Below are 19497 nucleotides of genomic sequence, written 5' to 3'. Positions count from 1 at the left end.
CAACTGTTTTAAGCTTTTCCCGCTCAGATGGAGGTGATTGCCGGTGGGAGCAGGAGGGATTCTGATTGTGTGCAGCAGGCCTGATGTGATAAAAGAGCTACGAACCCTCATGCTGCAACAGGGATATTCGGCAGCGGAATACTCTTTATCTGCAAATGAGGCCAGACGCAAGCTTGATATGTTCGAACCAGAATTAATATTGATAAATTCGCCTTTACAGGATGAATTAGGCATTGAACTTGTTTTGGATATAGCCGATAAAACAGATGCCGGCATAATCCTTCTGGCCAAGCACGAGCATCTGGGAGAAATGCAGTATAAACTTGAAAAAGTTGGTGCACTTATACTTCCAAAGCCTATAAACAAGACAATATTACTGCAAACGGCCAAATTTGCCGCCAATTCCCGTAAATCACTGAGAGGTCTGAAGCTTCAAAATGATGATCTGGAAAAGCGGATCAATGACAGAAAGGTCATTGAGAAGGCCAAATGGCTGCTGGTGGAAAAAATGAATATGTCTGAACCGCAGGCCCACAGGTATATTCAGAAACGGGCAATGGATACGAGAGTATCTCAGGTTAAAGTTGCGGAAGAGATACTGGCAAGTTATTAATATACAGTAAATACAAAAACATTATTTATAGAGTCAAATTGTATTTATCGGGTGTGTCGCAAAACTAACACAATTTAAATAACATATAGAAAATTAATAGTGCTCCCGTACTAACTTAAAAAAATGAGAAGCTCACAAAGTACATGCCTGAAATTTGTACGGCTCATCACAAGTATTTTTACTGTCGCAGAACACTCAACATCCTGTTTCGGGGTTCTGCTCAAATCGGCTTCCTGTCGATTTGTCAGCAAAAATACTTGTTCTTCACCTACAATTTCAGGCATGTACTTCTAATAGAACTTTTCATTTTTTTAAGTTGCACTCGCGCACTATTATCAGTAATCCGGTATCTGTAATTCCTTCATTCCGAAGTACTGACTGTATTTGGTGCACTATCTCAAAGAAATTTCTAAATTTGGAGCGTCTTATATGGACATTGCAAGCAGGACTTCTCTCAGCACCTTGCAGGCCAGTGCGGTTGAAGCGCCGCTGTGATCGTAGTGCGGTGACAGCTCCACAATATCCGCTCCTATTATGTTGAGCTTTGACACGGTTTTTAAAGCAGCTATCAACTGTGCAAAGCTGACGCCGCCTGCCTCGGGCGTGCCTGTTCCAGGAAAGTTTGAAGGGTCCAGCACATCCAGATCTATTGTGAGATATACCGGTGAACCGCCGATTTCTTCGACAGCGGTGCCAAGGGTATCAAAATTGTGCAGGCACATGGAGGTATGGCCCTCCCTGGACCAGTAGAATTCCTCGCGTGTACCGCTCCGGATACCAAACTGCCATATGCTGTTGTCGCCGAGGATATCCCAGACACGCCTGATCACCGAAGAGTGGGACAGGGCCTCTCCCAGGTAGTCTTGACGCAGATCGGTATGAGCGTCAAAGTGTATGATTTTTAAGCCGGGGTATTTTTTCACTGCCTGTTGGATTGCGGGAAGCGAAACCAGGTGCTCCCCTCCGATCATCAAGGGCTTTTTATTATTGGAGAAAATATATTCTGCAGTTTCGGATATCATGGATAAAGCTTTCTTTGGTGAACCGAAAGGTAAATCAAGATCTCCGAAGTCATTGACTGTAAAATCCGTTATATCGGCGTCAAAATATGGACTGTAGGTTTCTATCCCTATGGAATCAATTCTCATGGCGGAAGGTGCAAATCTTGTTCCGGGTCTGAAGGTGGTAGTACCATCATAGGGTGCTCCGAATATGACAATCTCAGCAGATGAAAAATCACTGTCACATCCAAGAAATTTAGTAGATAAAACATTATTATTCATATCATTATAACCTGCCTTTTAGTTTAAATCTGGAATGAAATATATTTTACCATTAATATTCCAAATTACAATAGTTATTATTTCTGTACGACTTCCAAAAAATTTAGTATACTATAATATGTTAAAAGTATACAATCCTGCTGAAAAGGTAAACATAGCAGAAGAATTTATTTTCCTGTCAAAGAATTCCGGGAGTACAAGGAGGAAATATGACATTTGTGCCTGAAATTGAAGGAACGCTGAGAAAGCATATGGTTAAGATTCCCGAGGTAATTAACCGCGTGAGCGGGATAAATATTTTTGGGAAGAATATCAAATCGCTTATGTTTACAACAGATGTGGCCATTATAAAAAATTGCAATGCAAACGCGGTAATTGCGGTATACCCGTTTACACCGCAGCCTGTAATAACGCATTCAATAATCAGCGCATCGGATATTCCTGTCTTCTGTGGAGTAGGAGGCGGCACCACAACCGGAAAACGGGTGATAAATATTGCGATGGATGCCGAATTTCAGGGGGCCATTGGAGTTGTGGTAAATGCACCTACAAAAAACGAATTGATAAAAGCACTGTATTCAAAAATAGATATTCCGATTGTGGTGACGGTAACCTCTGAAAATACCGATATACAGGCCAGATTGGACGCAGGTGCCGAAATTTTGAATGTCTCGTGTGCGGCCAGGACGCCGGAGGTTGTCCGGGCAATCCGCAAAAAATTTCCGCAGGTTCCCATTATTGCAACAGGGGGACCCACAAGCGAGAGTATTTTGGAAACAATAGAAGCCGGAGCAAATACCATTACATATACTCCGCCGTCAAGTGCTGAATTGTTTAAACATCTGATGAACAAGTACAGGGAAGAATTATAAGTTTGGATGTTACAGACTACCAGCTGCAAAGGATTTTGGGGGAAAAATGATAAAACAGGTAATATTTGACCTTGATGGGACCTTGGTTGATTCGCTGCAAACCTTTATAAAAATAGGGAATGAAATGGCTGAGAAATACGGTTATCAGCCTGTGAGTCAGGAGAGAATCAAAGAGCTGTTGAAGCTCCCCATGAAGAAAAGGATTAAAGAACTGAAAATTCCGGTGTTCAAGCTTCCCAAAATGGGTGTGGAGCTTTTGAACAACTTTCACTCCTATGCCGAAGAAGTCAGTCCTATAGAAGGTGTGGGGGAAATGTTGGAGAAGCTTCACTCGGCAGGTTATGGTTTGAGCATTGTATCATCCAACTCGGTCCATAATATTGAAGCGTTTTTAAAATATAATAATCTGGAAATGTTTGATAATATACAATCCTCCAAAGGGCTGTTTGCAAAACATGTAACAATAGGAAGGCTGATTTCAAAGCTTGGGGTGGAAAAAGACGAGGTAATATATGTGGGGGATGAACAGCGGGATGTTGAGGCTTGCAGAAAGATCGGAATAAAGGTGATTTCGGTTTTGTGGGGATTTGATTCGCTGGAACTGCTCAAGAGGGCAAAACCTGACTATATCGTTCTAAAACCTGATGAAATTGTCGAGATCGTTGCAGCAATCAAATAACTTATGTCACGGAGGAAAAGATGTTACTGGCAGATGAATGGAAAGATTATGAGCTTATAGAGACAGGTGATGGAGAAAAACTTGAAAGATGGGGAAATGTCATATTGAGGAGACCTGATCCCCAAATCATATGGCCTGTAAAAGATAAAAAGGCATGGGAACGTGCCGACGCCCACTATCACAGAAGTCAGAGCGGAGGCGGACAGTGGGAATATAAAAAAAAGCTTCCCAAAAGATGGACCATCGGCTTTGAAAATTTAAAATTCTACATTGAACCCACAGGCTTCAAGCACACCGGTCTTTTCCCCGAACAGGCCGTCAATTGGAAATGGATGATAAATAATATACAGAAAGCAAATCGTCCCGTAAAGGTACTGAACCTGTTTGCATACACCGGAGGGGCCACTGTTGCGGCGGCTTATGCAGGTGCTGAGGTATGCCATGTGGATGCGGCAAAGGGGATGGTTAACTGGGCAAAGGAAAACGTGGCTCTGTCCGGGTTGGCCGATAAAACTGTGAGATTTATTACCGACGACTGTATGAAATTTGTCCAGAGGGAAATCAGAAGAGGCAAAAAATATGATGGCGTTATTATGGATCCACCCTCTTATGGCAGAGGTCCCAATGGGGAGATATGGAAAATAGAGGATTCACTCTACGGCTTTGTTGAACAGTGCATGGGGCTGCTTTCGGATAATCCGCTTTTTTTCCTTATAAATTCATATACGACCGGTTTTTCTCCAACCGTTTTGAGCAATATTCTGAAGCAGACAGTAGGAAGCCGGTTCAAGGGTAATCATAGCTGCGGAGAGGTCGGACTTCCTGTAAGTCAGTCCGGATTGGTACTTCCGTGCGGAATATACGGAAGGTGGGAGAATCGGTGAGACCTTCTATAATATATGAAGATAATCATCTGCTTGTTGTGGAAAAGCCCGTCAATATTCCTGTTCAGGCTGATAACACCGGGGATTTGGATTTGCTTACGGCATTGAAGCAATATGTAAAAGAAACGTATAATAAGCCCGGGGAAGTGTACCTTGGGCTTGTTCACAGGCTTGACAGGCCCGTTGGCGGAATCATGGTTTTTGCCAGAACCTCAAAGGCAGCAGCAAGGCTGTCGGATCAAATCAGGACCAGAACCTTCAAAAAAACTTATCTTGCCGTCGTAAGAGGAACACCCGAAAAAACTGAAGATACCCTGAAAGATTTTCTTATTAAGAATGAAGCGGCAAATATGGTGTCGGTGGTGAAAGAGGGCACGAGCGGGGCAAAGGAAGCCGTATTGGACTATGAAGTATTAAAGTCGGCCGGAGGCTTGAGCCTTCTGAGAATCAAACTGCATACCGGAAGACCCCACCAGATAAGGGTACAGCTGTCACATGCAGGCTATGTGCTTTATGGAGACCAGCGCTATGGTTCCAGGGTGAACAAGCCGGGACAGCAAATAGCCTTATGGGCTCACCAGGTAAATTTTGAACATCCCACCAAAAAAGAAATGCTTTCTTTTAGCTGTGATACTCCAAAAACAGAGCCATGGCTCATTTTTGAATAATAAATATATACAATATGATTATATTAGTGTGATATAATTATATTATATTAAGTTCGAAAGGAGGTTTAAATGGTCAAAAGGAAAAATATTATTGGAGTACTGATAATTTTATGTATATTTTCACAAATAATATTTATCGGTATCAACTTTAATATTGACTCTGGACAAAAGCAAAGGAATAGTCATAGCCTTGTAAAAGTAAAATCTATTGGCAATAAAGTTTTTTATGTAACAAGAGGAAATCTAAAAATTCCTGGAAAGACAGCTCAGAGCAGACAGATTAATCTGAATGTAAGTCACAGATTTTATAAGGATTTTCAGCCGGGAAATTATTCAAATATCAATGAGCTCATTGATTTTAGAAAATATATAAGGCAAGCTATCCCTCACTATTTTAACTGCAGTAATTATAAGAATAATTACTTACACTGTTCGTGATTTTAAATATGTAGAATAGTGAGGTGGAAGTATGACTAGAAAGAACCAGGTCAAAAGAGAGATAAGCAGATATATTTTTCTTTTTATAGGGTCAATATTAGCAGCAATAGGATTGGAAATATTTCTGATCCCCAATAACATTATTGATGGCGGAATAGTAGGCATATCAATAATCACAAGTTACTTATCAAAACTGCCTCTGAGTTTGTTTATATTTGTCCTGAATTTACCTTTTTTATTTCTCGGGTATAAGCAAATAGGCAAAACCTTTGTTTTATCTTCACTCTTTTCAATAGTGTCCCTGTCGGTATGGGTGCATGTATTTCATCCTATACCCGGTCTTACAAGCGATGTTTTGCTGGCCACTGTTTTTGGAGGGATAATACTTGGAGTTGGTGTGGGAATAATTATCCGATCAGGCGGGTCCCTTGACGGAACCGAAATGGTTGCAATAATTATCAACAAAAAAACAGCTTTCTCGGTAGGCGAAATGGTTATGCTCTTCAATGTATTCATTTTGAGCAGTGCAGGACTGGTATTCGGCTGGGATAGGGCTATGTATTCGCTTATAGCTTATTTTATAGCCTACAAGGTAATTGATATTACAATAGAAGGCCTTGACGAAGCAAAGGCGGCTTTCATAATTTCAGATAAAGCTGATGAGATTGCAGAGGCTATCACAGCACGTTTGGGCAGGGGAGTAACCTTTATAGACGGGAAAGGCGGTTTTTCGGGGAACGACAAAACTATTCTCTATTCAGTTATCACCCGTTTGGAGATATCAAAACTGAAATCAATCATATATGATAAAGACGAGGATGCATTTGTTACAATAAACGATGTTTCGGACGTAATGGGTGGAAAGCACAAAAAACGAGCAATACACTAGTTTTTTAAATATATTATTGGTATAGAGTAAAAAGACGCCAACACCATAATTAAATCGGTGTTGGCGTTAAAAATATAAGGGTGTTACTTAGTACGCAATTCCATGAGCATACATTGCGGTGGCTACTTTTAAGAAACCTGCAATGTTTGCACCGGCTACGAGGTTGTCCTCCATGCCGTATTCCTTTGCTGCAGCGCTTGCATTCCTGTAGATATTTACCATAATGTCTTTCAATTTAGCATCGACTTCTTCGAAAGTCCAGGAATAGCGCATGCTGTTCTGGCTCATTTCGAGAGCTGATGTTGCAACACCGCCTGCATTTGCAGCCTTTGCAGGACCGTAAATAATCTTGTTATTCAAGTATATATGAACTGCCTCGGGTGTTGAAGGCATATTTGCACCTTCCCCAACTGCATAGCAGCCGTTTTTAACCAATAATTCGGCAGATTTGCCGTCAATTTCATTTTGAGTCGCACAGGGGAGAGCTATATCACATTTAATACTCCAGATACCGGAGCAGCCTTCGGTATAAATGGCATTTTTATGTATATTGACATACTCACTGATACGCTTTCTTTCAACTTCTTTCAACTGTTTTACGGTATCCAGCTTGATACCTTCGGGATCATATATATATCCGTTTGAGTCGCTTAATGCCACAACCTTTCCACCCAGCTGGTGAACTTTTTCGGTTGCGTATATGGCAACATTTCCTGAACCTGAAACCACAACTGTAGTGCCTTTGAAGGATTTGCCCTTAGCTTTCAGTGCTTCATCCATAAAGTAGCACAAACCGTAACCTGTTGCCTCGGTTCTTACAAGGCTGCCTCCCCAGGTGAGCCCTTTTCCTGTCAAAACTCCGGTATACTCGTTTCTAAGTCTCTTGTATTGGCCATACATATAGCCGATTTCTCTTGCCCCTGTTCCGATATCACCTGCGGGAACATCGGTATCGGCGCCGATATGCTTTGACAACTCTGTCATAAAACTCTGGCAGAACCTCATAACCTCATTGTCCGACTTGCCTTTGGGATCAAAATCACTGCCGCCCTTACCACCTCCTATTGGAAGACCTGTCAGGGAATTCTTGAATATCTGTTCGAAACCGAGAAACTTAAGGATACTTGCATTAACTGAAGGATGAAGTCTCAATCCGCCCTTATAAGGACCGATTGCACTATTGAACTGAATTCTGAAACCGCGGTTAACATGTACATTGCCGTTATCATCAACCCAGGGTACTCTGAAAATGATCTGTCTTTCCGGTTCGACTATTCTGTCGAATACTCCGGCTTTAACCCATTCAGGATGCTTTTCGGCAACTACTTCGAGAGATTCAAGCACTTCTGCAACTGCCTGATGAAATTCCGGTTCACCGGGATTTCTTTTAACAACCTGATCCATAATTTTTTGTAAACTTCCCATTAAAAAAACCCTCCTGCAACTAAAATATAATTAAGTCAATTAATATTTTGGCGTAAGGGTCATATAAAAACACTTTAAACCTGATAAAACTCTACCGGTGCTGTTGAAACAGCTTAGCATACCCCGTTGTACGCCAATATTTATTTTTAATTTCTTTTAAATTATACTATTACATCATAATAATTGCAAGCAGAAATATAAAAACTTTCATTTATTTTTTAAAATTTATAATAAAAAACATATATAAATCCTCTGAGTCGCCGTGAAATGAATTGTTTTGACGTTTTTATAATTGATTTAGCAAGATAGCATATTGAATTACATATTTAAAATAATTGCAAGCTATTGATTTTACAGCGTCATTTATATTTTACATATTTGTTAATCACTTCAAATGAGTACGTTTTTTATTTCTAAAACATTTCAGTACATGTTGGTACATTAGTCCGGTCCCGTTTTTATTTGCCATATTGGCAATAACTTGTTGTTATAAACCGTTTACAAGGTTATAATAGTAGTACTTATCCAAATAACAGACATGATATAACCGGATAATGGACATGATAACCGGCTATTGATCTTAAATATATATTTGAAAGGCAAATTAATGAGTAAATTTGAACTGATAGCAACATCAGCTTTTGGTATTGAGGCTGTAACAGCCAGAGAATTAAAAAAACTGGGCTACTTTGACCAGAAGGTGGAAAACGGAAAGGTTACTTTCGGCGGAGATGAAATGGCCATTTGCAGGTCCAATCTCTGGCTGAGAACAGCCGACAGGGTGCTTTTAAAGCTGGGGGAATTTAAAGCCTTGAGCTTTGAAGAACTTTTTGAACAGACAAAAGCTTTGCCCTGGGATGAAATCATACCGGCCGACGCAGAGTTTCCGGTAGAGGGAAAGTCCATTGATTCCAAGCTTTTTAGCGTTCCTGACTGCCAGGCAATTGTAAAAAAGGCCATAGTGGAGAAGCTCAAACTGCGTCACAAATGTGAATGGTTTGAGGAAACCGGGCCCAGGTATCGAATTGAGGTCGCCCTTTTAAAAGATATTGCCACTCTTACAATTGATACAAGTGGAGCCGGACTGCACAAAAGAGGCTATAGGAAACTTGTGGGCGGAGCACCTTTGAAGGAGACCCTGGCAAGTGCCATGATACTGATCAGCCATTGGAATAAGGACAGGGTTTTGCTGGATCCTTTCTGCGGAAGCGGTACAATTCCCATAGAGGCGGCCCTTATTGGAAAGAATATCGCCCCTGGTCTGGGAAGGGAATTTGACGCCGAAAACTGGAATATTATTGACTCTGGATTTTGGGATCAGGCAAGAGATGAGGCTTATGATTTAATGGTGGAGGACAGGGAGCTGAGAATCCATGGTTCGGATATAGATGAGGAAGCCATGAGCCTGGCCCGGTACCATGCAAAAAAGGCGGGGGTCGAGGATGCCATACATCTTCAGAGGCTGCCGGTTTCAGATATCAGTTCCCGATATAAATACGGTATAATAATATGTAACCCGCCATACGGAGAACGCTTGGGGGAAAAGGACTATGTCGACAAGCTCTACAGGGAGATGGGGACGGTTTTTAAAAAACTGGACTCATGGTCCTATTATGTTATTACCTCCAACCTTGAGTTTGAAAAGCTCTTTGGAAGGAGAGCCGATAAAAAAAGAAAACTTTATAACGGAAAGCTGCTTTGTAATTATTTTCAATATTTCGGACCTCCACCTCCAAAAATCACAGGCAGCGGTAACTAATTTTTGGATAAAACAGGCAAAAAAATTGACGAAACCCTGCTGTTATAATAACATAGTATTGGTAGTATATTGCAGTATGGTCTTATTAAATGGTCTTATTTGGTTTTATTAAAGGGATTGAAATTTTTTGAAAAAATAGGTAATATGGTAGGTGGAAAAAATGATATTAAAAGTAAAACCTTCTGAGGTTTCGGGAATAGTTAATATTCCAGGCTCAAAATCTCATACTATAAGGTCGATGTTTTTTGCAGGGCTTGCAGAGGGGCGGAGTATTATCAGGAATCCGTTGATTTCCAGCGATTCCGTCTCGGCTGTTAATTTGTGTAAAGCCTTTGGAGCATCGTATGAATTGGATGGAAACTGTTATACGGTAGGCGGGATGGGCGGCAGTCCCCAGGTTCCCGAAGACATAATAGATGTTGGAAATTCGGGGACCAGCTTAAGGCTGGGACTGATGACGGCTGCACTTGTTCCGGGGTATACTGTTTTTACAGGTGATTATCAGATACGAAAAAGACAAATAGGGCCCCTGGTCAAGGCTATTAATAATCTTGGCGGAGAGGCCTACACCACACGGGGAAATGAGTCCGCGCCCGTAGTAGTAAAAGGAAGGGCTAAAGGTGGATTTACAACACTAGACGCTGTTACATCGCAATACTTATCATCAATTCTGCTTAATGCTCCTCTTCTGGAAAACGATACACATATAGAGGTAACAAGACTCAACGAAGTGCCATATGTTGAAATAACTCTCTGGTGGCTTGATAAATTCGGTATAAAGTACAAACATAATAATATGAAGGAATTTATTATACAGGGACAGCAGAAATACCCACAATTTGAATGTACTATTCCGGGAGATTTCTCTTCGGCAACCTTCTTTATAGTATTGGCGGCAGTAACCGGACAGGAATTCAGGCTTACAAACCTTGATATGACAGATCCCCAGGGTGACAAGCTGGTGCTTTCAATATTGGAAGATATGGGTGCAAAGGTTTTCTTCGATTCCAACAGTGTGACTGTCAAAGGACAAAATTTGACGGGTAGAACCATTGATATGAACTCCATACCCGATGCTTTGCCGGCCATGGCCGTAGCAGGGTGTTTTGCACAGGGGGAAACACGGCTTGTCAATGTTCCGCAGGCAAGACTGAAGGAAACCGACAGAATAAGTGTTATGTGCAGGGAACTCACAAAAATGGGTGCCGGCATTGAGGAACTGCCCGATGGGCTGATAATACGGGAAAGCAGCCTGAAGGGGTGCAGGGTGAACGGGCATGACGATCACAGGGTGGTCATGGCACTTGCGGTTGCAGGGTTGAAGGCCGCAGGGGAAACAGTGATTGAAACTGCCGAAGCGATGAATGTTACATTCCCTGGTTTTGTCGATTGCATAAAGAATTGCGGTGGTGATATCCGGCTTTGTGAGGAGTAAGTGCTGATTTTAGTTAAATGATGATTTAACCGAATAATAAATTTTTTAAATATATGGAGGCAGCAATGGTTGGTAATTCATTTGGACGGGTATTTCGTGTAACAACGAGCGGAGAATCTTACTCAGGGGCTTTCAGAAAAAGCGAAAATGTTCCTCCGGAACTCTGGGGTGGACTGGTAGTCATAGTGGATGGTGTCCCGGCAGGGATAAAAATAACGTCTGAAATCATACAGGAGGAACTGGAAAAGCGGAGACCCGGGCAGTCAAAGCTGCAAACGCCCAGAACGGAAGCCGATAAGGTATATATTTTTTCGGGAGTCATGCAGGATGACACCACAACCGGCGCCCCTGTAGCCATGCTTATTCCAAGCAGTGACATAGGCGACAGGCATATCGAGCAGCACAGAGGCAACAGGGACCTCCTGAGACCGGGGCAGGCAGCATATACCTATTTCAAGAAGTATGGCGAACATGCCGACTATCTTGGCGCCGGCAGAGCGTCGGCCCGCGAAACAGCCGCAAGAGTGGCGGGAGGAGCAGTTGCAAAGCAGGTATTGGACCGGATGGGTATAGATGTTATGGCATATACCGTCGAATCACACGGCATTAAAGCGGGCCCGTTTACTTATGAGCAGGTCAAACAGAATTACAGGACAAATGAAATAAACTGCCCTGACCCTGAAGCTGCCAAGCTAATGACGGAAGACTTGTTACAGGTAATCAGGGAAGGCGATTCCTGCGGCGGCGTGATTGAAATCATTGCCAAAGGAGTTCCCGCAGGATTGGGAGAGCCTGTTTTTGACAAGCTTAGTGCAACTATTGCTCATGGCTTGATGTCTATCGGAGGAGTCAAGGGTGTAGAAATAGGCGAAGGTTTCGGAGTGGCCTCCAAAAAGGGTTCGGAAATGAATGACACCCCTTATTACGACAAGGAAACGGGCAGAATAAGATTCAAAACCAACAGGGCCGGCGGTATGCTTGGAGGAATATCCAACGGTGAGGAAATCCGCATCCGTGTGGCTGTGAAGCCAACTCCAACCATTTTGCAGGATCAGCTTACAGTAAATGTCCGGACACTTGAGCCTGTAACACACAAGTTTGCATCCAGAAGCGATCCGTCGCTGGTACCGAGAGTTTATTCCATTTGTGAAGCCATGGTAAGGATAGCTCTGGTTGACAGCATCATAATGTCGTCAGGCATGAGAAGCATTACAGAAATGGATTCCAGGTGGGATGGCCTATGAGGAACTATAAAAGTGACCGGAATATTATTCTCATAGGTATGCCGGGAACAGGCAAAACCACAGTGGGAGAGCTGTTGAGTGAAATGTTGGGATACGGTTTTATTGACACCGATGTGCTGGTAACCCATAAAACCGGCAAAACACCGAAACAGCTGGTAGAGGAGTATGGTCGGGAATATTTTATCCGGGTTCAGGACGAAGTGGTATTGGATATCCGCTCCGGCAATTGCGTGATTTCCACGGGAGGTGGTTTGGTTCACAGCGATATTGCAATGAGTCACTTAAAAAAAACAGGGGAAATTATATTTTTGAACACGAGTTATCAGGTTATTGAAGACAGGATGGATGCCTCAAGAAAATTGGTCAGAACGGGTGGTACCTTAAAAGACTTATACAATGAACGGATACCTTTGTATAACAAATATGCGGACAGGGTTATCGAGTGTGACGGCAGTGAACCAGATGCTATATGCCGGAAAATAATCGGATTTTTTGAAAATTCAGCTGATGTGTTTATTCAGCCATAAATTAATGAAAAGGGTTAAAGAGAAACAATGAGTAAAATAAGGGTTTTGATAGTGGATGATAATTTATTAACTGCAAAGGCATTATATGAAAAGTTGAGTGAGTGCCAGGAATTTGAAATGCTGAAAATAGCCAAAGACGGTCTCGAAGCAATTGAACTGATTGACAGGGATAAACCTGATGTGGTATTGCTGGATATTATAATGCCAAAATTGGACGGTATTGGTGTACTTGAGCATGCCAAAGCCAACAGTGCGGGGAATACACCTGTTTACATAGTTTATTCCGCTGTGAGTCATGAAAATTATGTTTCAAGGGCAATGAATCTGGGTGCGAACTATTACATAATCAAGCCTTTTGACGAGAATGTCCTGACTTTGAGAATCAAGCAGCTCTATATGGATTCCAATATCAAACAATACACTATGAAAAATTATACTCCTACTTTTGGTCAAAATCCCAAAAACAGATATGATGATGAGCTGAAAGTGCTGGCAACCAAATATATGCGGGAATATGGACTGAAGGCCCATATGACGGGTTATGCATACATAAGGGATATTGTTACCCGCGCTTTTGACAGCTACTGCCAGAGCGGTTCTCTTCCAAAGGGCATATACAGGGAAATAGCTGTAAAAAACAACGTTACAATACAAAAGGTTGAGAGGGCTATCAGAAACTGCATAGAAAATGTCCTATCCGAAGAGGATAAGCAAAAGAAGCCAACAAATTCCCAGGTGATTTGTCAACTGATAGAAAAAATACGGATCAACAATTAATAACAATATATAAAAAAAATTCACGATAAGCACGATAAGTAAGCTTTCATAATAAAAAAATGCAATACAAAAAGCCCTGAAGTTGATTCAGGGCTTTTATGTAGTGTACCCATAAGGGTGCATTGGCCATATTAAGCGTTAACTTAAGCGTTAACGTTATCCTTCAAAACCTTACCAGCTTTGAATACTGGAGCTTTTGATGCAGGAATAGTAATTTCTTTCTTAGTCTGTGGGTTTCTACCCTTTCTAGCAGCTCTTTCTCTTACTTCGAAGGTTCCAAAACCAACCAAAGTAACTTTGTCGCCAGCCTTGAGAGTATCCTCAACTGAAGAAATAAATGCATTCAAAGCAGATTCACTGTTTTTCTTGTTTAAACCTGATTTTGATGCAATTGAGTTGATTAAATCTGACTTATTCATATACAACCTCCTAAAAATGGAATTCGACATTATTTTATAATGAAAGTTGGCTAAAGTCAAGCCTTTGAAGGCAAAATAGTTAATTTGTACCAGCAAAATAGGAAACTTTTTATCAATTTACGTTTTAATTAGGTACAACGTGTATTTCAACGTGATCTAAACTTAATTTCAATGATTTATAAAAATAGTTTTCACTATGGTCTCCTTTGGAATCACCCATAACCAAAATATCAATTTTATTCTCACGGGCATATTCAACAATTGTATCGACAATATCGTCCGATCTAAGAACAGTGAGATTGGCACCGACGGATTTGGCTATACCAAAAAGGTATTCAAGAGCTTCACCTTCCCTGTCATTGTCCAGAAAGCTCCAATTGTCTTTTGCTACGTGAATTATATATATCGAATCGCCGGCATTTGAAAACTCCAAAGCCTTTTTAATCAGCCTTTCACAGGTTTTCTGCTGTGTGACGCATACTAATATGTTACGTACAGATGGATTCAATAAATAACCTCCTTCCTCAATATAATTATACTAGAATATTATTGTTTTGTCTTTGAATATTCCCCAAACCTTTTGAACAATTTATGAATATTTTAAGGTTGTTTTGTTGCCTGAAATATATGTATAATTATAATATCAGCGGGAATAATCTTTTTTCACCCATTATACTGTCTGATTTACGGCATTTTAATTCTTAAGGATCAATTAATGATCAACTGACGGAGGAATTGATGAGGGATATAGAAGTTGATAAAATAATAGAAGCTGTTAAAAATTTGTGTATGGATGCAAATTATTACCTGAATAAGGACATAAGACAGGCAATGGAAAAGGGACTGTCTGCCGAACAATCTCCAATAGGCACCGAAGTGCTTGAAAAATTGCTTTTAAATGCCGCACTGGCTGCTGAAAAAAAGGTTGCAATATGCCAGGATACCGGAATGGCTGTGGTATTTGTTACTATGGGCCAGGAGGTGCATATTTCAGGCGGTTCCCTGGCAGATGCCATTAATGAAGGTGTCAGAAGAGGGTATAAAGAGGGTTACCTGAGAAAATCGGTGGTCGGAGATCCTATTGAGAGGATCAATACCGGGGACAATACACCTGCTGTTATCCATTATGATATTGTACCGGGGGATGTATTTAAGCTTGAGCTTGCGCCCAAGGGTTTTGGCAGTGAGAATATGAGCGCTTTAAAAATGCTCAAGCCCTCCGACGGGATAGAGGGTGTAAAAGACTTTATTCTGGAAACGGTGGATAAAGCAGGACCAAATCCATGTCCTCCCATTGTTGTTGGGGTTGGAATAGGAGGAACTATGGAAAAGGCATCCCTGCTGGCTAAGAGAGCCCTATTAAGGCCCATTGACAAAAGAAGCGGTATTGAATATGTAAGAAAGCTGGAAGCCGAAATGCTTGAGAAAATAAACACTCTCGGTATCGGGCCGGCCGGACTTGGCGGTACCAATACCGCTCTTGCGGTGAATGTTGAGACTTATCCGACGCACATAGCAGGATTGCCGGTTGCTATAAACATAAACTGCCATGTAACGCGGCATGCCGAGGTTTCCTTATAATCGGGGACTTTCAGGATAGGGCAATTATACTTCAGATAGAATTTTCCCGGCCGGATTCCGGACGGGAGGAACAGGGGGATACAATATGCACCACAATATAGCTGCTCCTTTTGACAGAGAGACTGTTAAATCTTTTAATGCGGGGGACACAGTTTCACTCAGCGGAATAATTTATACTGCCAGAGATGCGGCACATAAAAAAATGATTGAATTATTGAAGGAAAATAAACCGTTACCTTTTGATATCAAAAACCAGACAATTTATTATGTGGGACCATGCCCTTCAAGGGAGGGGGAAGTAATCGGTTCTGCAGGACCAACCACCAGTTACAGAATGGATGCATATGCTCCGACTCTGATAGAGCTTGGACAAACAGGAATGATAGGCAAGGGACTGAGAGGAGAAAATGTAATATCCGCAATGAAACAGTTCGGTGCCGTATATTTTGGAGCAATAGGCGGAGCGGGAGCACTGATGGCTGAGTGTATTAAAAGCCAGGAAATCATTGCTTTCCCCGAGCTGGGTGCTGAGGCTGTAAGAAGGCTGGAGGTTGAAAATCTGCCATTGACTGTAATAATAGACTGCAATGGCAGCAATTTATATGAGACCGGAAAGGCGAAATATAGGAAGATCAAGTAAAACCGAACTTTTCAATATATTTTTTGTATATTTTTAAAATACGTTAGTGTATAATAGTTTTATGCACTTGCTTAAAATGCTGAATATTAATCAAGGAGGTTTACTATAATGGCTAAAGTAACAAAAGATATGATTATAGCTGATGTTTTAAATATGGATAGAGGTACCGTGCCGATTTTTCTTAATGCCGGAATGCATTGTCTGGGCTGTCCTTCTTCTTCAGGGGAAAGTATTGAGGATGCCTGCGCAATTCATGGAATAGATGCTGACAAGCTTATTGAGGATCTCAACAACTTTTTTGAAGGAAAGTAATTTTCAATACAGGTTAAAACAGGTTGAAAATCATATTAATTGATCATTTTAAAGGGGCTTAGACGGGGATATCCTGACTTAAGCCTTTCTTTGCGTGTAAATACTATAATTTTCGGTTGACCTATGTGATTAAAGATGGTACAGGGGTTTGAATTTCAAATTGACTGTTGAATTTCCGATTACCTAATCCCAGCAGAATTAGTTTTGTTAAATGGTTTATACCCTCTATTGACAATGTACAATACGTTTTTGAGTGGTTAATTTGCCCTGCGGCTGTGTTGAAGCCGCTTGCAAGGCACAAAGCCTTACTGCACGTCTTTGTCTTGTCGCAAGCCAAATTATCTCGCTCAAAAATCACCGACCTCACGCCGGGGAATTGCGGTTTTAGTTGAATAATACCACTTACTAAGTTATAATTTAATAGGTTGATTCAGTAAATTACCAAATAACAGCTAAGTACTTTTATCAAACTATTGCGGCATTGGCAGTTATAGCTGGAACAGTACTTGTATTCGATAGACAGGAGGAGCATCTATGGCAGTAAGAGTAGTAGTAGGAACTCAGTGGGGTGACGAGGGAAAAGGCAAGTACATTGATATGCTGGCTGAACAGTCGGATATTATTGTCAGGTTTTCGGGCGGCAACAATGCCGGTCATACCATTGTGACCAATGGAGCTAATTACGCATTGCACCTTATACCATCGGGTATACTTCATACAAGCAAGACCTGCATTATAGGCAATGGAGTGGTGGTAGATCCGGCTGTGTTACTCAAGGAAATGAAAGACCTTAACGAAAGGGGAGTTACCACAGATCACCTTTTAATAAGCGACAGAGCCCATTTAATCATGCCTTATCACATTGGACTTGATGAGCTGCAGGAAAATTTCCGAGGCAGCGAAAGCATTGGTACTACAAAAAGAGGTATCGGACCTTGTTATGCAGATAAGATCGAACGCTCAGGCATAAGAATGTGTGACCTCATTGATAAAGAGGAATTTATAAAGAAGGTCAAAGCCAACCTTGAGTTGAAGAACCTCATAATTGAAAGAGTGTACGGCGGAAAGCCGTATGAGGCCGATGCCATAATACAGGAGTATTTGGTCTATGCCGAACAGCTTAAAAAATACATTACTGATACTACAAAAATCCTTGCAGAGGCTGTAGACAACGGTAAAAATATATTATTTGAAGGAGCTCAGGCAAATTTCTTGGATATTGATTTCGGTACTTACCCTTATGTCACTTCGTCAAATCCCATAGCCGGAGGAGTGTGTACGGGTTCGGGGCTGGGTCCTGTTTACATCAATGAAGTTTACGGAGTCCTTAAGGCTTACACCTCGAGAGTCGGAGCCGGGCCATTCCCAACAGAGCAAAACAATGAAGTTGGCGATACCATCAGGGAACTTGGCTGGGAATACGGAACAACGACAGGCCGTCCCAGAAGGTGCGGCTGGCTCGATACGGTTATGATCAAGTATGCTGCCAAAATAAATGGTTTGACAGCACTTGCAATCAATCACGTGGATACCATAGGCAAGCTCAAGGAAATCAAGCTCTGCACAGGTTATAGGTATAACGGGCAAATAATCAATTATTTCCCTGCGAGCCTTAATGAGCTTGCGAAATGTGAACCGGTTTATGAAGTCTTTGAGCCCTGGAATGAAGATATCTCCAATGTCAAAAGCTTTGATAAACTGCCTGCAAACGCTCAAAAATACCTTAAGAGGATTGAAGAGCTGGTTGGTGTTAAAATCGGGCTTATCGGTGTAGGAAAAGACAGGGAACATGTAATAGTCAAATAAATGACTTTGTTATGGAAACTGTTATGAAACATCTGCAAAAGACTGTTTCATAGCAGTTTTTGTTGTACCCTGATATATGAAACGTGGTTAGCTAAATGCCTATCTTCTTTTTCTGTTTTTTCTTTCTGCAAAATGATCAGCTGTTATTGCAGAACTTAAGATTAAAAGTAATAGTGCAAAATGTAGTATATTTTGCTTTGGGTCAGCTGTAAAAGACCATAATCCAAGCCACATGTTCATATTCACCATCTTCCCCATTTTATCTGTCACGATTAGTGTATATTATCTATATTTCTACGAATTTTTTCCCATATTCCACATCTATAGTATAGAAAGATTTTACATTTGTGTCAAGCAAATAGTCATAAAGCGTATGGAAATATGACTAATAGTCCTTCCTATTTATCCACAAGCATAATAATATATTTTTTGGTGGGGGTGAAAAATTGAGTGATAATATTAGTAAAATTGTTGGGGATAGAATAAAGCTGATAAGGCTAGAGCAAGGGCTTACACAAGAAGAAGTAGCATACAGAGCAGGTATTGATCAATCTCATCTGGGTAGATTGGAAAGAGGAGAAAGAAATCCCTCCCTTGCTGTGATAGAAAAGGTGATTTATGCCCTTGGAATAACTTTTGAAGATTTATTTAAATACATACTGCCACCAGCAGAGGAAAATGATAACAAGGACCTTTCACTAATAATGAATAAACTTACTACCTTGAGCAAGAAAGAACAAAAATTGGTGTTAATTATATTAAATGCTTTATTTAAATTAATGGGAAAGCCTGACAAATAAAATGTTGGGCTTTTCTTACTTTTAAAGTAAAAAGTCTCCAATAGGTAATACACTTATTATGAGTGCCATTATAAAGCCCTCTGCAGTCATATGAAACGAATGGGGAACCTAAGGAATTTGCCCTTTTCAAGTATGGCAAATATGATGCAAATGGAAAGAAAGCAGTTTGACAGTATGTGTGAGGGGATGAAAAATCTCTCTTTTTTTATGCCACAATTTAGCCGCTCCATCTAATTATACAGCATAAGGCAAAAGGCAAGCACTTCCAAGTTAAAAAAAATTGTAACAAGCATGTTGACAAGCTTTTCTGTGCCTGCTATAATGACTACTGTTGCCGACAAATCAAATGTCATGTAACAGAACAATGACCCATTAGCTCAGTTGGCAGAGCACTTGACTTTTAATCAAGGTGTCCGCAGTTCGAATCTGCGATGGGTCACCACAAC

Annotated in this window: 21 protein-coding genes and 1 tRNA gene; 18 read left to right on the top strand and 4 right to left on the bottom strand. The window is 41.1% G+C overall.

Going from position 1 to position 19497, the window contains the following annotated elements:
• The first annotated feature begins 43 nt into the window (after positions 1-43).
• Positions 44-613 (top strand): ANTAR domain-containing response regulator, encoded by a 570-nt coding sequence (locus CTER_RS12845; protein ID WP_004626037.1) that lies wholly within the window; start codon positions 44-46, stop codon positions 611-613.
• Positions 614-1038: 425 nt separating this feature from the next.
• Here the strand turns inward: CTER_RS12845 and speB are convergent, their stop codons facing one another.
• A complete protein-coding gene (speB, locus tag CTER_RS12840; RefSeq protein ID WP_004625955.1) occupies positions 1039-1896 on the bottom strand; it encodes an agmatinase in 858 nt (285 codons plus the stop codon).
• 209 nt (positions 1897-2105) lie between these two features.
• Between speB and CTER_RS12835 the strand changes: the two genes are divergently transcribed.
• The 6 genes from CTER_RS12835 to CTER_RS12810 all read left to right on the top strand — a co-directional run bounded on the left by CTER_RS12835 (position 2106) and on the right by CTER_RS12810 (position 6326).
• On the top strand, positions 2106-2768 hold the full coding sequence (locus CTER_RS12835) for a beta/alpha barrel domain-containing protein (RefSeq protein ID WP_004625933.1): 663 nt from the start codon (positions 2106-2108) through the stop codon (positions 2766-2768).
• A 46-nt stretch (positions 2769-2814) separates the two neighbouring features.
• The gene (locus CTER_RS12830) at positions 2815-3447 is read left to right on the top strand and encodes an HAD-IA family hydrolase (protein WP_004625962.1); all 633 of its coding nucleotides are present in this window, start codon (positions 2815-2817) and stop codon (positions 3445-3447) included.
• A 20-nt stretch (positions 3448-3467) separates the two neighbouring features.
• Positions 3468-4331: a class I SAM-dependent methyltransferase gene (locus CTER_RS12825; RefSeq protein ID WP_004626082.1), complete on the top strand. Its 864-nt coding sequence runs from the start codon at positions 3468-3470 to the stop codon at positions 4329-4331.
• Positions 4328-4999 carry an RluA family pseudouridine synthase gene (locus CTER_RS12820; RefSeq protein WP_004625945.1) on the top strand — a complete coding sequence of 224 codons (672 nt, stop codon included), beginning with the start codon at positions 4328-4330 and terminating at the stop codon, positions 4997-4999. Before CTER_RS12825 ends, CTER_RS12820 begins: the two co-directional genes overlap by 4 nt.
• A gap of 69 nt (positions 5000-5068) precedes the next feature.
• Complete coding sequence (locus tag CTER_RS12815) at positions 5069-5437, top strand: hypothetical protein (RefSeq protein WP_004626123.1); 369 nt, start codon at positions 5069-5071, stop codon at positions 5435-5437.
• Between the two features lie 31 nt (positions 5438-5468).
• On the top strand, positions 5469-6326 hold the full coding sequence (locus CTER_RS12810) for a YitT family protein (RefSeq protein ID WP_004625983.1): 858 nt from the start codon (positions 5469-5471) through the stop codon (positions 6324-6326).
• A gap of 87 nt (positions 6327-6413) precedes the next feature.
• Here the strand turns inward: CTER_RS12810 and gdhA are convergent, their stop codons facing one another.
• Positions 6414-7751: an NADP-specific glutamate dehydrogenase gene (gdhA, locus tag CTER_RS12805; protein ID WP_004625952.1), complete on the bottom strand. Its 1338-nt coding sequence runs from the start codon at positions 7749-7751 to the stop codon at positions 6414-6416.
• A gap of 607 nt (positions 7752-8358) precedes the next feature.
• Here gdhA and CTER_RS12800 point away from each other — a divergent pair.
• The 5 genes from CTER_RS12800 (at position 8359) to CTER_RS12780 (ending at position 13493) form a co-directional block, all read left to right on the top strand.
• Positions 8359-9510: a THUMP domain-containing class I SAM-dependent RNA methyltransferase gene (locus CTER_RS12800; RefSeq protein ID WP_004626097.1), complete on the top strand. Its 1152-nt coding sequence runs from the start codon at positions 8359-8361 to the stop codon at positions 9508-9510.
• Positions 9511-9670: 160 nt separating this feature from the next.
• Complete coding sequence (aroA, locus tag CTER_RS12795; protein WP_004625961.1) at positions 9671-10945, top strand: 3-phosphoshikimate 1-carboxyvinyltransferase; 1275 nt, start codon at positions 9671-9673, stop codon at positions 10943-10945.
• A 65-nt stretch (positions 10946-11010) separates the two neighbouring features.
• Positions 11011-12189 (top strand): chorismate synthase, encoded by a 1179-nt coding sequence (aroC, locus tag CTER_RS12790; RefSeq protein ID WP_004625932.1) that lies wholly within the window; start codon positions 11011-11013, stop codon positions 12187-12189.
• The gene (locus CTER_RS12785) at positions 12186-12716 is read left to right on the top strand and encodes a shikimate kinase (protein ID WP_004626045.1); all 531 of its coding nucleotides are present in this window, start codon (positions 12186-12188) and stop codon (positions 12714-12716) included. Before aroC ends, CTER_RS12785 begins: the two co-directional genes overlap by 4 nt.
• A 27-nt stretch (positions 12717-12743) precedes the next feature.
• Entirely contained in the window at positions 12744-13493 is a 750-nt protein-coding gene (locus CTER_RS12780) for a response regulator (protein ID WP_004626075.1), read from the top strand.
• 143 nt (positions 13494-13636) lie between these two features.
• Here CTER_RS12780 and CTER_RS12775 read toward each other — a convergent pair whose 3' ends face one another.
• Together CTER_RS12775 and CTER_RS12770 are read right to left on the bottom strand one after the other, a co-directional pair.
• The gene (locus tag CTER_RS12775; protein ID WP_004625950.1) at positions 13637-13912 is read right to left on the bottom strand and encodes an HU family DNA-binding protein; all 276 of its coding nucleotides are present in this window, start codon (positions 13910-13912) and stop codon (positions 13637-13639) included.
• Positions 13913-14036: 124 nt separating this feature from the next.
• On the bottom strand, positions 14037-14420 hold the full coding sequence (locus CTER_RS12770; RefSeq protein WP_004626001.1) for a universal stress protein: 384 nt from the start codon (positions 14418-14420) through the stop codon (positions 14037-14039).
• Positions 14421-14650: 230 nt separating this feature from the next.
• Here CTER_RS12770 and CTER_RS12765 point away from each other — a divergent pair, with 230 nt between their 5' ends.
• From CTER_RS12765 to CTER_RS12740, 6 genes are all read left to right on the top strand, one after another.
• Entirely contained in the window at positions 14651-15493 is an 843-nt protein-coding gene (locus CTER_RS12765) for a fumarate hydratase (protein WP_004626108.1), read from the top strand.
• A gap of 85 nt (positions 15494-15578) precedes the next feature.
• The gene (locus tag CTER_RS12760; RefSeq protein ID WP_004625940.1) at positions 15579-16133 is read left to right on the top strand and encodes a Fe-S-containing hydro-lyase; all 555 of its coding nucleotides are present in this window, start codon (positions 15579-15581) and stop codon (positions 16131-16133) included.
• Between the two features lie 108 nt (positions 16134-16241).
• On the top strand, positions 16242-16445 hold the full coding sequence (locus tag CTER_RS12755) for a DUF1858 domain-containing protein (RefSeq protein ID WP_004626148.1): 204 nt from the start codon (positions 16242-16244) through the stop codon (positions 16443-16445).
• 534 nt (positions 16446-16979) lie between these two features.
• Positions 16980-18251, top strand: coding sequence for an adenylosuccinate synthase (locus CTER_RS12750; RefSeq protein WP_004625968.1), 1272 nt, complete (start codon positions 16980-16982; stop codon positions 18249-18251).
• Positions 18252-18697: 446 nt separating this feature from the next.
• A complete protein-coding gene (locus CTER_RS12745) occupies positions 18698-19051 on the top strand; it encodes a helix-turn-helix domain-containing protein (RefSeq protein ID WP_004626128.1) in 354 nt (117 codons plus the stop codon).
• A 366-nt stretch (positions 19052-19417) separates the two neighbouring features.
• A tRNA-Lys gene (locus tag CTER_RS12740) sits at positions 19418-19493 on the top strand.
• The last annotated feature ends 4 nt before the right edge of the window (positions 19494-19497 follow it).

It is taken from the genome of Ruminiclostridium cellobioparum subsp. termitidis CT1112, from assembly GCF_000350485.1.
Taxonomy (GTDB): domain Bacteria; phylum Bacillota; class Clostridia; order Acetivibrionales; family DSM-1351; genus Ruminiclostridium; species Ruminiclostridium termitidis.
The sequence above is the reverse complement of the archived record's forward strand: the minus strand, read 5'-3'. Positions and strand labels throughout refer to the sequence as shown.